Below are 14,028 nucleotides of genomic sequence, written 5' to 3'. Positions count from 1 at the left end.
ACGTCGATAAACATTATGACTGGGCGCGGCTGATAAATCGGTTGCGCCCTTCTTTTTTGGCCTGATAAAGCGCCTCATCCACGCGCCGCAAGAGCGCTACCCTGTCATTGCCCGCTTGCGGCGCAATGGCACCGCCGATGCTCAGATTGGCAACGACCCTCTTCCCATTGATTTCAAATGGCTCGCGGAATGCGTCAAGCAGGCGCTCGGCAATCTTCTCCAGCGTTTCCGGTGCCTGCAGGCGTGGCAGGAAGACGGCGAACTCATCCCCGCCCATGCGCACAACCGTGTCCTTTGAGCGGACGCAGCGCCTGATACGCGCAGCAGATTCCTGCAGCACGGCATCACCCGCATCGTGGCCGTGCTCATCATTGATGGATTTGAAACCGTCCATATCCAGATAAAGCGCGCCGAATGTTTCGTTGTCCCGCAACACCTCGCTCATCTGTTCATCGACGACCAGCTCCAAAGCATTACGGTTGAAAAAGCCTGTCAGCGGATCTGTCATGGCTGCATTCCGCAACTCCCGTTGCGCGAGGCTCATGGTGAAATTCGCCCGCTGCAACCGAAGCAGCGCACCGGCAATCGTCGCAAACCGTTTCAGATTGACCTGCTCATCCGCGCTGAACTGGCGCGGTTTCGGATCGGTAACGCAAAACGAACCGACCACCAGCCCCGTCTCCAGCTCGATAGGCGCTCCGGCATAGAAACGAATGTGCGGACTTTCGATAACATAGGGCATGGAGCGCCATTCTGGCTCTTCAGCAAGATCGGGAATGACAACCAATTCATTGGTCAAAACGACCACGTTGCAGGTGGTGATATCCCGCGAACATTCGCTGACCTCGTCGCCAGACTGGTGAACAATGTGCAGCCAGTTATCATCGAGAATGTGAACCGCTGCCCGCGAGGTGCCGAACATTTCCCGCGCCAACCTTGAGAGCGATTTCAGCTCCTGCGCAGCACCGGACAGAGGCAATATTTCGCGCACGGCCATGAGCCGTGCCGCGTCATTGTCTGAAGGTGGTGTGGTTTTCGCCATGGAAGTACCCTCCTCGCGACGCTTGATGACCTCAAGCCTTCTTCTGCCAGCGACCTTCCGGTGATTGCTGCCAATAGGTCAATGTATGCCCTTCGCCTTTAAGCTTTTTCCACTGGGCGCGAGCGCCTTCCAATTGACCGGCATCATATCCATCAAACATGAACACGATACGGTCATAGGTTTCCAGCGAAGGGGGCTCGGCACCATCAACGATGAAACGCACATTGGCCGCATTGGCGTTGTCAGGCGTTGCCGTCAGCACAACAGGCTGATCGGTCGCTTTGTCTGATGCATCTGTGGCATGCGGCATGAAACTGTCATCCCTGAAGGTCCAGAGGTGAACGTCGAGCGCGTCCCGGCGTTCCACGCCCGCAGTCTGGACCGCGACCTTCCAGCCGCGCTCCAGAGATTTTTCGAGAAGCGGCGGCAGAGCATCTTCCAGCTTTGATTCCGTCAAATGGTAGAAAAGTATCTCTGTCATCGAAACGCCCGCAGCCCCTTCCTTATCAATATTCAGTCCTCATAGTGAGCGCGGACGAGCTCATTGAGAAGACGAACGCCATAACCGGAACCCCAGGACTGGTTGATCTCGGTGAGCGGCGAGCCCATGGCGGTTCCTGCAATATCCAGATGCGCCCAAGGCGTCTCACCCACGAAACGCTTGAGGAACTGGGCTGCCGCAACCGAACCGGCCAGACGGCCAGAGCTGTTCTTCATATCTGCAAACTTCGAATCGATGATCTTGTCGTAATCCTTGCCCAGCGGCATGCGCCACAACCGTTCCTGGGTGGTGTCACCTGCCGACGTCAGCCGCTCTGCAAGCTCATCGTCATTTGAAAACAGACCAGCCTGAAGATTGCCGAGCGCGACGGTGATAGCGCCGGTCAAGGTGGCCAGGTTGATCATGAATTTTGGCTTGAAGCGATCATTGGTGTACCAAAGCGCATCCGCCAGAACGAGGCGACCTTCCGCATCCGTGTTGATGATCTCGATGGTCTGGCCAGACATCGACGTCACAATGTCACCGGGACGCTGCGCGTTGCCATCAGGCATGTTTTCCACAAGGCCGATAACGCCGATGACATTGGCCTTTGCCTTGCGTGCAGCCAGCGTGTGCATCAGACCTGTAACAGCCGCGGCTCCGCCCATGTCGCCCTTCATGTCTTCCATACCAGCGCCGGGTTTCAGGGAGATACCGCCGGTATCAAACACTACGCCCTTGCCGACAAAAGCGATTGGATCGTCTTTCTTCGAGCCACCTTTCCACTGCATGATGGCGAGACGTGGCGGCCGCACGGACCCTTGAGCAACGCCCAGAAGCGCGCCCATGCCAAGCTTCTTCATTTCTTTTTCGCCAAGGATTTCAACCTCAACGCCGAGTTTCTTCAACTCTTCTGCCTTCTCGGCAAACTCGACCGGCCCGAGAACATTCGGGGGCAGGTTTACGAGATCGCGCGCGAGGATAACGCCCTCAGCCTCCGCCTCAGCCGTTTCGAAGGCTGCCTTCGCCTGCGCGTGGGCGGCCGTGACAATAGTCACATCGACGCTTTTCGGCGTCTTTTCATCGTCGGACTTCTTTTTCGTCTTGTAGGTATCGAAGCTGTAGGCCCGCAGCATCAAACCGAGCGCAAAATCAGCCGCCGCCTTGCCATCGACCTCAACGCCGAGCGCATCGAGAAAGATCACGACTTTTTCGGCTCTCTTGAAGTTGGCAGCAGCTGCTCCACCAGCACGCAACCAGTCATGCGCCGTGAGTTTCGCGGCTTTGCCGAGACCGATCACAACGATTCTGTCTGCTTCGGCACCCTGAGGCGCCAACACATCCAGAACGCTCATGGATTTGGCGGCAAAACCGGCAACTTTGACCGCTTTCTCAAGCACACCGGCAGGGTCTACTTGCGCCTGGCCGGCTGGCGCGTTGTCACCGGATACCTGCAAAAGAAATGCACTGGCACCTTCGAGAGTGGCGGAATTGGCAAAGGATATATCAAATTTAGCGGACATGTTCTCGCTCATCATCGTATTTCAGGATGCGACCGATCATGGCCTTTTCCCAGCCCGGCGCAACCCTGCCATCGTATGTGTCAGTGTCAATTTTGTGAATCAGTGGAAGGACATGGCGAAAAACCCTCATCAAGAAAAAGACACAGAGGTCATAAAAATGATCTTACAAATGAGATTTGTGAGCCGGGCGGAATAGCCATCCGCAACTGTTGCGGCTAGATAGGAGCCGTTCCCGCGGGGGGAACAGGCATGAAGAGACCTCATCAGGGACCGAATGACGCTTCTTGAACGATACATATTGCGACGTGCGACGCAGATGTTTCTGGTCGCGCTGCTGCCTGTTCTGGCGATTATCTGGACGATTCAGGTTCTTCAGCGAATCAATCTCGTCACGGATACCGGCCAGTCCATGGGTTCGTTCGCCACCCTGGCGACCATGCTGCTGCCGACGCTGATCCCCGTGGTTCTGCCATTTGCGCTCGTCATTGCCATTACGCAGACGCTGACCGCGATGAACACGGATTCGGAGCTGGCGATCATCGATGCAGCCGGCGCACCGCGCTCGATCATCGTCCGGCCCATTCTCATCCTCGGTGCGGTTCTGAGCCTTGTCTCATTCGGCATTACCAATTTCGCGGAGCCGCCTGCCCGCACCGCTGCGCGGCAAATGGTGGCCGCGGCCTATGCCGACCTTCTGTCCTCCGTCATCGAGGAAAAGACCTTCCGCACCATTCAGGACGGCCTCTATGTCCAGATAGGCGAACGTCAGGGCCGCATTCTGCGTGGACTGTTCGTGGCGGACAGGCGCGATCCCAATTACGACCTGATCTATTATGCCAAAGAAGGCATGATCGATGAGGGCGGTACGTCGCTGACGATGCGCGATGGCGAAGTCCAGCAGAAGACGCCAGATGGCAAGGTATCCGTCGTCAAGTTCCTGTCCTACGCATTCGATCTCTCCACCATGTCTGAAAAGGCCGACGCCGAGCCTTCGATTTCATCGAGCGATGCGAGTCTCGCCTTCCTTTTGTCGCCAGATGAGAAGGTAGACAGCTACAAGAAGTCGCCCGGTGGCTTCCGCTCAGAACTGCATCGTCGTTTGGCGGATTGGCTGTTTCCCTTTGTTTTTGCCCTGATTTCGCTGGTCGTCGCTGGTGATGCGCGCTCTCACCGCGAAGCACGGCTGCATCCGATGGTGGCGGCGCTCATCACTGCTTTCATGCTGCGCTGGCTTGGTTTCTACGTGACCAATCAGGTGAAGCAGAGCGCCGCGTTCATTCCGCTTGTATACGCTGTTCCTGTCGTCAGCGGCGCAATCGCTGCCTTCCTCTTGTTAACAGGCAAGAAGCTGCATTTGCCGAAGGCATTCGGTAACGCGATCCAGAATATCCAGAAGCGGTTCTCGCCGTCCAGGGCAGCAGGCACCGGAGGTAACGGCGCATGATGTTTGGCACCCTCGCCCGCTATTTCCTCAAGCGCTATGCCATGACGACGTTCTGGTTCCTGCTTGGCGTATCCTCGATTATCTTTCTTGCCGATTTCAGCGAGACAGCCCGACGCATGTCCGGTCTGCCGGGATATTCCGTCCCAGCGGCCCTTGGTCTGACTGCGCTGCGTCTTCCGCTTATTCTTCAGCAAACGGTGCCGTTCATCGCGCTGTTCGTTGGAATGACGACGCTGATCTCGCTCAATCGTCGCTACGAGCTGGTGGTCACGCGGGCAGCGGGAATTTCAGCGTGGCAGTTCATTTTGCCCTTTGTCGGCGGCGCTGTGCTGCTCGGTATTCTATCAGTGACAGTGCTCAATCCCATCGCGGCATGGGGGGAAAGCAAGTCGCTCGCCGTTGAGTCGGGTTGGCGCAACGAGGGTGACGCAGGCCGTCAGCAGCAGACCCTTCCATGGCTGCGCCAGAGCAGCGGTGGCCAAGACACAATCATCGGTGCCAAGAGCTTTGAAGATAACGGAACGCTTCTGAAGGATGTGGTGCTCGTACACCTCGATCAGGACGGCAATATCCTTTTTCGGCAGGACGCAATGTCCGCGAAGTTGGAAGATGGTTACTGGCTTCTTAACGACGTGGCCGAGATCCGCCCCGGTCATGTGCCGACCCGGCAAGCGACCGCGAGAATCAGTACCAATCTGAGACAGGAATTCGTTCAGGAGCGCCTGACGCAGCCTGAAACTGTTGCTTTTTTTGATCTTTCTCACAAAATCGAGGTAGCTCAGTCTTTCGGGATTTCTTCGAAGGCGCTTGAGACGCAGTACCACTTCCTGTTGTCCATGCCTTTTCTTCTCGTGGCGATGACGTTCATTGCCGCGACTGTTTCATTAAAGTTCAGCCGTTTTGCACAGTCTCGCTCAGTGATTCTGGGTGGAATCGTTTCCGGCTTCGTGCTTTATGTAGTAACCGTGCTCGTAAGGGCATTCGGGAGTAGCGGTGTCGTTCCTCCCTTCGTTGCGGTCTGGGTTCCAGTCGTCGTAGCGTTGGCATTGGGGGCGACTATTCTGCTTCATCAGGAGGACGGCTAGTGGCGGCATTTGACCGCGGGAATATCAGACGGCTTACAACAGCCCTTCTGACTGGTGCTGCTGTGTGCGCATACGTGGCGACTGCCTCAAGCTCATTTGCTGAGGACGGCGTTATTGTTGGCGATCCACAAGACCAATCAAAACTCCTGCTAACAGCAAACGAACTGACCTATAATAAAGATGCGGAACGCGTCGTCGCGACCGGTGGCGTGCGCCTGCATTACACCGGTTACCGAATGGTGGCGCAGCGTGTCGAATACGATCAGGGAACTGGTCGCGTGCTGGCACGTGGCAATATCGAATTGATCGAACCAGGCGGCAACCGCATCTATGCGGATGAGCTGGATGTGACCGACGATTTCGGCCAAGGCTTTGTCAACGCGCTGCGTGTGGAAACGACTGACAATACCCGCATCGCCGGTGAAAGCGCAGAGCGTCTGTCGCAAGACGTCATGGTCTTGAACAATGGCGTTTATACCGCATGCCTTCCCTGCTCTGAGCGGCCTGACAAGGCGCCTCTGTGGCAGGTCAAGGCTGAACGCGTCATTCAGGACGGCAAGACGCACACGGTGCGGCTGGAAAAAGCTCGTTTTGAGCTCTTCGGCAAATCCATTGCCTATCTTCCGTTCATCACGGTCCCCGACAACACCGTAAAGCGTAAGTCGGGTTTCCTGTTCCCGCGTATGAGCGTGACGGATAATCTCGGCTTCGGCATCGGCGTCCCCTATTATCAGGTCCTGTCCGACTCCGCTGACGTCACCGTCACCCCGACCTATTACACCTCGCAAGGTTTGTTGCTGGAAGGTGAATTGCGTCAACGGTTCGAGATGGGAACGCACACGGTGCGTGCCGCTGGTATCAACCAGATGAATCCTCAGGATTTTGACGTCAACACCAGCGACTCGTTGAACGATACGCGTGCGATGATTGCGTCCAAGGGTGAGTTCACGATCAATCCACGCTGGACTTTCGGTTGGGATGCCATGGTGCAGACCGACAACAACTTCTCGCGAACCTACGGTTTGAAGGATTACAAGAACTCCGTTCAGACCAACAAGATCTACCTCTCCGGCCTTGGGGAGCGTAACAGCTTTGACGTGAACGCCTATTATTTCAACGTTCAGGACACCGATGATTCGGAGGCTAAGGAACGCAAGCAGGCGATCGTTCACCCGGCTCTCGACTACCGGTACTTCTTCCCGGATTCTGTCTATGGCGGCGAACTTTCGTTGACGACGAACTTCACCAGCATAACCCGCCAAAGCCAGGATGCGTATAATCTCGGTTCATCATCCCGCTTCAACGGTCTGGAAGGGTCTTACACCCGTTTCACCACCGAAGCTGAATGGAAGCGCACCTATACATTTGATAGCGGCCTTTTGCTGACCCCTCTGGTCGCAGCCCGTGGAGATGCGTTGTGGACCGACATGGCGACGAACAGCTTTGGTGCTGGCATCCCGTCCTATGATGGCTCGATCAATGATGACGCTTCGTTGCGCGGTATGGCGACATTCGGCCTGGAAGCCCGCTATCCTGTTCTCTTCACTGCGCTGCACAGCAACCACGTGATTGAGCCGATTGCGCAGATCTTCGTGCGGCCTAACGAAACCTACGCCGGTGAGCTTCCCAACGAAGACAGCCAGGCCTTTGTATTCGACGCAACCAACCTTTTCGAGCGTGACAAGTTTTCGGGCTTTGACCGTATCGAAGGTGGCACGCGCGCCAATCTCGGTGTCCGCTACAACGGTACCTTTGACAATGGCTATGGCATTCGCGGAATTGCCGGCCAGTCGTTCCATCTCGGCGGCACCAACTCGTTCGCGTCGAACGATCTCGTGAATGCCGGTGCAGACTCCGGTCTCGAAACGGATCGCTCCGACTATGTCGCCATGGCCGCGATCGACGCTCCCATCGGCTTGTCGCTCTCGTCAAGCTTCCGCTTCGACAAGGACAACTTCGATATCAATCGCTCTGAGACAGCTGTCGCCTATACGGATAATCGTATTTCAGGCAAAGTCAGCTACACGCAGGTCAAGGCACAGCCTGAATATGGTTATGATCGCAAGCGCGACATCATCCAGACATCTGGCAAGCTGCGTCTTGACGATAACTGGGCCTTGTTCGGAGCTATCAATTACGATCTGAACAACAAGTTCTCTAGCGAACGACGCATCGGTATTCTTTATCAGGATGAATGCACGATCTTCACCGTCAGCTATTCGGACGAAGGCAGCATCAATTCCGTCCGCGAATCTGCCAATGACTGGTCGGTCAATGCACGTCTGGCCTTCAGAACGCTGGGTGATATAAGTGTCGGCTCTGCAAGCACGGATTGGGATGACGCCGATATCGGCTGGAAGCCAAACAATTTCTGATGACTGTTGCGGCGGAGTGAAAGCTCCGCCGTTGCTGATTTTGGCAGATGTGATTGACGACCGGGTCTCGCGCCACCGTTTTGCCGCAAGATAACTGCAGTGGTGACAGGTCTGCGCGATTGCTGTTCGGCCCGCTACGGTGATATAGACAATCGCGTTCACGGTTAAACTAGACAGCCGCCCGAGATATTGGTTGACGAACGGATGTATCCGTTTCATCCGATAAGCAGGATACTTGAAAAAGCCGTGACGCTGGTCAGTGGCTTATCGACAGGGAGAGAACAGGATGAAACTCGGAAAGACGGCGTTGCGCAGTGTAGCATTCGCCTTTGCGATTTTCGCAGTTCCCATGATCGTTACCTTGCCCGCGCAGGATGCTTTCGCAGCCAATACGGTTAAGGTCGTTGTCAACAAGACACCCATCACCACCGATGACATTGCCAGACGTGTTGCCTTTCTCAAATTGCAGCGCCAGTCTGGAAATCTCGCTGAAAAAGCCCGCGAGCAGCTGATCGACGAAGCGCTGAAGCGTGAAGAAATTGGACGCGTCAAGATGTCGGTCAGCACGGCTGATGTCGATGCGTCATTTGCCCGTTTCGCCTCCACCAACAAGATGACAACGGATCAGTTGACCAAGGTTCTGGCTCAAGCTGGTGTTGGCGCTGAACACTTCAAGTCGTTCATCGCGGTTCAGATGAGCTGGCCACGTCTGGTCAATGCGCGCTATGGCGGCAGGAACAAGATGTCGACACAGGACTTTGTCACGCGCCTTAAAGAGCGTGGCGACAAGCCTGTGACCAACGAGTATTTCCTGCAGCAAATCATTTTTGTTATTCCGGAAGCCAAGCGCAACGCCATCACAGGCAAGCGCAAGTCCGAAGCTGAAGCCTCTCGCAAACGGTATCCCGGCTGCGAACAGGGCAAGACATTTGCGGCAACGATGCTTGATGTCTCCATCAAGGACCTTGGGCGGATGCTCGAGCCTGAATTGCCACCGGATTGGAAGCCACTGGTGGAAAAGACACCGGAAGGCGGCACCACCGGAACGCGCGTTACTGAAAAGGGTGTCGAATATCTGGCGATCTGCAAGAAGCAGCAGGTATCTGACGATTACGCAGCCGAGGTTGTTTTCCGTGCGGAAGACCTGACAAAGGCTGAAAAAGGCGAGAACCCTAACGAGAAGAAATATCTCGACGAGCTACGCAAGAAAGCCCAGATTACCAGCACCTGACGAGAAAGTGTCTTTCTTGACCCTGCAAAACCTCACCCTTGCCCTTACTCAAGGCGACCCGGCCGGGATCGGTCCCGATATCACGATTGTGGCTTGGTCAAAGCGCAGAGAGCTCGGGCTGCCGCCATTCATATTGGTTGGCGATCCCGACGTTATCAGCAGCCGCGCTCATCTTCTTGGCATCGATTGCCCTGTCCAAATCTGCGAACCCGAGCAGGCGGCGGCTATTTTCCCCAATGCCTTGCCGGTGTTTGCAATTCCTGTCGGCTTTGATGTTCTTGCCGGTCAACCTCATGTTGGTGCGGCACTTGCCACCATCAAGGCGATTGAGACTGCGGTGCAGTTTACCGTCGAGAAGCGCGTCTCGGCTGTTGTCACCAATCCCATTGCGAAGTCTGTGCTTTACGAAGCTGGCTTTGGCTATCCTGGTCATACCGAGTTTCTTGCAGAGCTTGCCAAAAAACTGACAGGACAGGCCACCACGCCGGTTATGATGATTGCCGGACCGAAACTGCGTGTTGTCCCCGTGACGATCCACATCCCGATTGCCAAGGTTCCGGGCGCACTGACAGAAGAGTTGATCGTCAAGACCTGCCGCATCATTGCCGCTGATCTCAAGGAAAAGTTTGGCATCCAAACCCCTCGCCTCGCCGTTGCCGGATTGAACCCACATGCGGGCGAAGATGGCGCGATTGGCACTGAGGATGGTGACATCATCCACCCCGCGACAGTGCAGCTGCGCAAGGATGGTATCGACGCCTTTGGTCCGCTGCCAGCCGATACCATGTTCCATGATGCCGCACGCAGGCGTTATGATGTCGCCGTGTGCATGTATCACGATCAGGCGCTCATCCCGGCGAAAGCGCTCGGCTTCGACGATTCCGTAAACGTCACGCTTGGCCTGCCCTTCATCCGCACATCGCCCGATCACGGCACCGCATTCGGCATTGCCGGACAAGGTATCGCCAACGAATCGAGCCTCGTTGCCGCTTTGAAAATGGCATCCGAAATCGCGGCGCGGCGGGCGAACGCATAATGGCAAGCATTGATGGCCTGCCTCCACTTCGCGACGTCATCGAGCGGCACGGACTGGATGCGAAAAAATCGCTCGGGCAAAACTTCCTGCTCGATTTGAACCTGACGCAGAAAATCGCCAGGACGGCGGGGCCGCTTGAGGGCGTAACCGTCTTTGAGGTTGGTCCTGGTCCAGGTGGTCTCACACGCGCGATCCTTTCGCTTGGCGCAAAGAAAGTCATCGCTGTCGAGCGCGACAGTCGCTGCATTCCCGCACTTGCAGAAATCGCCGATCATTATCCCGGGCGTCTGGAGGTCATCGAGGGCGATGCGCTCAAGACGGATTTTGAGACCATGGTCGCGCATGGCGAACCTGTGCGCATTATCGCGAACCTGCCATATAATGTCGGTACGCAGCTGCTCATCAACTGGCTTACGCCGCGGCAGTGGCCACCTTTCTGGCTGTCACTCACGCTGATGTTCCAAAAAGAGGTTGGCCAGCGGATCGTGGCGGAAGAAGGTGACAACCATTATGGCCGTCTCGGCGTTCTCACCGGTTGGCGCACGGTCCCAGAAATGGCATTCGACGTGCCGCCACAGGCCTTCAGCCCGCCCCCGAAGGTAACATCGACGGTTGTGCATCTTCTGCCCAGAGAAAAGCCTCTGCCCTGCGAAGTGACCAATCTGGAAAAGGTGACAGAAGCCGCCTTCGGCCAGCGCCGCAAGATGCTGCGCCAGAGCGCCAAATCCATTGGTGGTGAAGCGCTGCTGGAAAAAGCCGGTATCGATCCGACCCGCCGCGCTGAGACGCTGTCTGTGGAAGAATTCGTGCGACTGGCGAATATGATGGGCGACGCACGCTAAAAAAAATCTCGCGGCTTGTAGACCGCGAGATGTATCAATCAATCTGATTAGAACCTTTGCCGGCCTTAGCGGCTTGGCAGCGCCGGCACTTCTTCCAGCAATTCGCGCACGAAATCGAACATGCCATGGCGCCGGTCGCGACGGACGCGTTCGGCTTTGACGATGGCTTCAATCGCTTCGAAAGCGGCCTGCAGATCGTCGTTGAGAATGACGTAATCATAATCGCGCCAGTGCTCGATCTCAGAGCGAGAATTGGCCAGGCGTGTCTGTATGACCTCTTCCGTATCCTCTGCCCTGCGGTGCAGGCGTGATTGCAGCTCGGTCATAGTGGGGGGCAGAATGAAGATAGAGACGATATCTGCCTTCATCTTGTCCTGAAGCTGTTCAGCGCCCTGCCAATCGATATCGAACAGCATATCCTTGCCTTCGGCCATGGCCATTTCAACAGGCTCACGCGGTGTGCCGTAGAAATTGCCATGCACTTCGGCCCATTCCAGTAATTCTTCGCCATCCCGCATGCGCTCGAAATCGCGCTTGGAAATGAACTGGTAGTGAATGCCGTCGATTTCACTCTGGCGGCGCGGTCTCGTCGTAACGCTGACGGACAGGCTGATATTCTTGTCCTTCTCCAGAAGATTGCGGGCAATGGTGGATTTGCCTGCGCCCGATGGCGAGGAGATGACCAGCATCAAGCCCCTGCGGGCGATATGGACGGGAGGATTGCTGGCGGACGCCATGGGGTCTACTCCAGATTTTGGACCTGTTCGCGGAATTGATCGATCACGACTTTCAATTCTATACCAGCAGCGGTTACAGCACTGGCATTGGATTTGGAACAGATAGTATTGGACTCGCGGTTAAATTCCTGTGCAAGAAAATCGAGCTTGCGCCCAACTGGCACACCGCCATTCAAAAGGTCCCTTGCCGCCGCAACATGGCCGTTCAAACGGTCAATTTCTTCCCGCAAATCCGCCTTGGTGGCAAGCAGAACTGCCTCGGCGTGCAGACGGTCGCTGTCCAGCCCACTGGTGCCACCGGCAATCAACGCAATCTGCGCCGAAAGGCGCGCGCGGATCTGCTCTGGCTGACGCGAGGGATCGGCTTCGATGGTTGCTGTGAGCTGCTCTATGCGGTCGATATGGCCGGACAGGATCGTATGAAGGGTTGCCCCTTCCCGCTCGCGCATGGTGGTCAAAGCCGAGATTGCGGCCGCGAAACCTTCGATGATATCGCGGTTGCGTGCCTCCTGCGCGTCGGCACTTTCCTCTGGCTCCTTGAACTCCACAAGACCACGAATGGACAGCAATGTGTCAAGGCTGAGCGGCGCATCGCTGACAACGGTCCCGAGATCCCGTTTCAGAGCGAGAACGGCATCCAGAGCATCGCGGTTGATGACAGCCTCCTGCCTTGCCTCTGTCGTGGCAATGCTAAGCCCCGCCTGAATATTCCCTCGCGAAAGGCTTTTCGACGCAATGTCCCGCAAGTCTCCTTCAAGCGCTTCCATGCCGGTTGGCAACCTTAGACGCAGGTCAAGGCCTTTGCCGTTGACGGAGCGGAGTTCCCATGTCCAACGGTACCGCCCGCACGAGCCTTCGCTCCGCGCAAAGCCAGTCATGGATTGCAATGCCATCAAATATACCCCTTGAAAAACCGCTGCGCCCAAGGGGCGGCAGCGGTGTATCATATCAATTTTTTGTCGCGGGACGCTCCGCCTCTGATCCGGCTGGTTGGCCGTCCACCACACCTTCAGGCGTGCCACCGGCCGCTGCCTTCTCGGCCTCGATCTTGCGCCAGCGGCGAACATTGGCATTGTGCTCGTCCAATGTCTTGGCAAAGGCGTGACCGCCCGAACCATCCGCCACGAAATAGAGATCGTCTGTGCGCCAAGGGTTAGCAGTCGCCTCTAGCGCAGCACGGCCCGGATTGGCAATCGGGTGCGGTGGAAGGCCGCGAATGATGTAGGTGTTGAACGGCGTTTCTTTCTGCAAGTCCGACTGATAGATCGGGCGGTCAGACGGCTTCCCTTCGCCACCGAACAATCCGTAGATAATTGTCGGGTCAGATTGCAGGCGCATGTTCTTTTTCATGCGGTTGTAGAACACCGATGCGACATGCCCGCGTTCGTCGTCCTTGCCGGTTTCCTTCTCCACGATTGACGCGAGCGTCACGAATTCCTCGATGGTCTTGAGCGGAAGATCGGGATCGCGCCGTTCCCATATCGATTCGACCAAACGCGACTGTGCTACGCGCATCTGCGCGACAACCTCTTCGCGCCGAGTGCCACGGGTGAAGGGGTAAGTATCAGGCCGCAGCGAACCCTCCGGTGGCAGTTCGGCAGGAAGGTCGCCTTCTAGAACCTGCTCGGACGCGAGACGTGCAAACATCTGCTTGACCGTCAGCCCTTCCGGCATTGCTACGGAGTAAAGAATGGATTTGCCCGATTCCAGCAAAGCCAGGATATCCTTCATAGATGTGCGGGCTTTGATTTCGTATTCGCCAGGCTTCGGCGTCTGGCCACCCGCGAGATACTTGTCAGCCATCAGGCGGAAAATGCGGGCGTTGGAAATCGCACCGCTCCGCTCCAGATTGCTGGCAATTTCCGCAAGTCCGGCACCGTTGCGCACTGTAATCGTCGTATTCGTCTCCAGAGGGCCTGCCTCATGAAACGAATTCAGCATGTAATAAAAGCCAGCGATGGCAATGATGCAGACAGCGACAACCAGCGTCATCAGGAAATTGAGGAAGATTACCAGCTGGCTATGAGCCTTGCGGGAACGCTTGGGCGGAGACGGAACCTTCTCCGGTCTTAAAGCTTCAGTCGGTGATTTCGGAATGATCGGGCCACCCTTGATCTCAGTGAAGCCTTCGCGTCCTTGAGGGGCCTGATTGTTCTCTCTCGTATCGCTCACCGGCGGTCCTTTTCAGTTCAGCATTACAGCGGCTTAATGAGCAGTCAATGCGGCAAAAAC

Annotated in this window: 12 protein-coding genes; 6 read left to right on the top strand and 6 right to left on the bottom strand. The window is 56.3% G+C overall.

The genetic code is table 11. The annotated features are described in order from the left end of the window. Window positions 1-13 precede the first annotated feature (13 nt). From ACQZ51_RS05040 to ACQZ51_RS05030, 3 genes are read right to left on the bottom strand one after another with little or no spacing between them, the layout of a single operon-like run. Complete coding sequence (locus ACQZ51_RS05040; protein WP_448775630.1) at window positions 14-1,042, bottom strand: diguanylate cyclase domain-containing protein; 1,029 nt, start codon at window positions 1,040-1,042, stop codon at window positions 14-16. A gap of 31 nt (window positions 1,043-1,073) precedes the next feature. Next, window positions 1,074-1,523: a DNA polymerase III subunit chi gene (locus ACQZ51_RS05035; protein WP_448775628.1), complete on the bottom strand. Its 450-nt coding sequence runs from the start codon at window positions 1,521-1,523 to the stop codon at window positions 1,074-1,076. Between the two features lie 32 nt (window positions 1,524-1,555). Beyond that, on the bottom strand, window positions 1,556-3,046 hold the full coding sequence (locus tag ACQZ51_RS05030; RefSeq protein WP_448775626.1) for a leucyl aminopeptidase: 1,491 nt from the start codon (window positions 3,044-3,046) through the stop codon (window positions 1,556-1,558). A gap of 274 nt (window positions 3,047-3,320) precedes the next feature. Between ACQZ51_RS05030 and lptF the strand changes: the two genes are divergently transcribed. From lptF to rsmA, 6 genes are all read left to right on the top strand, one after another. Then, window positions 3,321-4,490 (top strand): LPS export ABC transporter permease LptF, encoded by a 1,170-nt coding sequence (gene lptF / locus ACQZ51_RS05025; protein ID WP_448775624.1) that lies wholly within the window; start codon window positions 3,321-3,323, stop codon window positions 4,488-4,490. Beyond that, a complete protein-coding gene (gene lptG / locus ACQZ51_RS05020; protein ID WP_192063770.1) occupies window positions 4,487-5,575 on the top strand; it encodes an LPS export ABC transporter permease LptG in 1,089 nt (362 codons plus the stop codon). The genes lptF and lptG overlap by 4 nt, the downstream gene beginning before the upstream one ends. Next, window positions 5,575-7,950 carry an LPS-assembly protein LptD gene (locus ACQZ51_RS05015; protein ID WP_448775622.1) on the top strand — a complete coding sequence of 792 codons (2,376 nt, stop codon included), beginning with the start codon at window positions 5,575-5,577 and terminating at the stop codon, window positions 7,948-7,950. Before lptG ends, ACQZ51_RS05015 begins: the two co-directional genes overlap by 1 nt. A 286-nt stretch (window positions 7,951-8,236) precedes the next feature. Then, on the top strand, window positions 8,237-9,181 hold the full coding sequence (locus ACQZ51_RS05010; protein ID WP_448775621.1) for a SurA N-terminal domain-containing protein: 945 nt from the start codon (window positions 8,237-8,239) through the stop codon (window positions 9,179-9,181). Between the two features lie 16 nt (window positions 9,182-9,197). After that, the gene (gene pdxA / locus ACQZ51_RS05005) at window positions 9,198-10,217 is read left to right on the top strand and encodes a 4-hydroxythreonine-4-phosphate dehydrogenase PdxA (RefSeq protein ID WP_448775620.1); all 1,020 of its coding nucleotides are present in this window, start codon (window positions 9,198-9,200) and stop codon (window positions 10,215-10,217) included. Beyond that, entirely contained in the window at window positions 10,217-11,059 is an 843-nt protein-coding gene (rsmA, locus tag ACQZ51_RS05000; RefSeq protein ID WP_448775619.1) for a 16S rRNA (adenine(1518)-N(6)/adenine(1519)-N(6))-dimethyltransferase RsmA, read from the top strand. Before pdxA ends, rsmA begins: the two co-directional genes overlap by 1 nt. Before the next feature lie 65 nt (window positions 11,060-11,124). Here rsmA and gmk read toward each other — a convergent pair whose 3' ends face one another. The 3 genes from gmk to mltG are packed head-to-tail and all read right to left on the bottom strand — an operon-like array spanning window position 11,125 to window position 13,968. Then, window positions 11,125-11,796 (bottom strand): guanylate kinase, encoded by a 672-nt coding sequence (gmk, locus tag ACQZ51_RS04995; RefSeq protein ID WP_448775617.1) that lies wholly within the window; start codon window positions 11,794-11,796, stop codon window positions 11,125-11,127. A gap of 5 nt (window positions 11,797-11,801) precedes the next feature. Next, a complete protein-coding gene (locus ACQZ51_RS04990; protein WP_448775616.1) occupies window positions 11,802-12,689 on the bottom strand; it encodes a YicC/YloC family endoribonuclease in 888 nt (295 codons plus the stop codon). Window positions 12,690-12,744: 55 nt separating this feature from the next. Then, window positions 12,745-13,968 carry an endolytic transglycosylase MltG gene (gene mltG / locus ACQZ51_RS04985; protein ID WP_448775614.1) on the bottom strand — a complete coding sequence of 408 codons (1,224 nt, stop codon included), beginning with the start codon at window positions 13,966-13,968 and terminating at the stop codon, window positions 12,745-12,747. Window positions 13,969-14,028: the final 60 nt, after the last annotated feature.

The sequence above is a fragment of the Agrobacterium sp. CG674 genome, from assembly GCF_053521645.1.
Note: the sequence above shows the minus strand (reverse complement) of the source record. Positions and strands in the feature narration are given on the sequence as shown.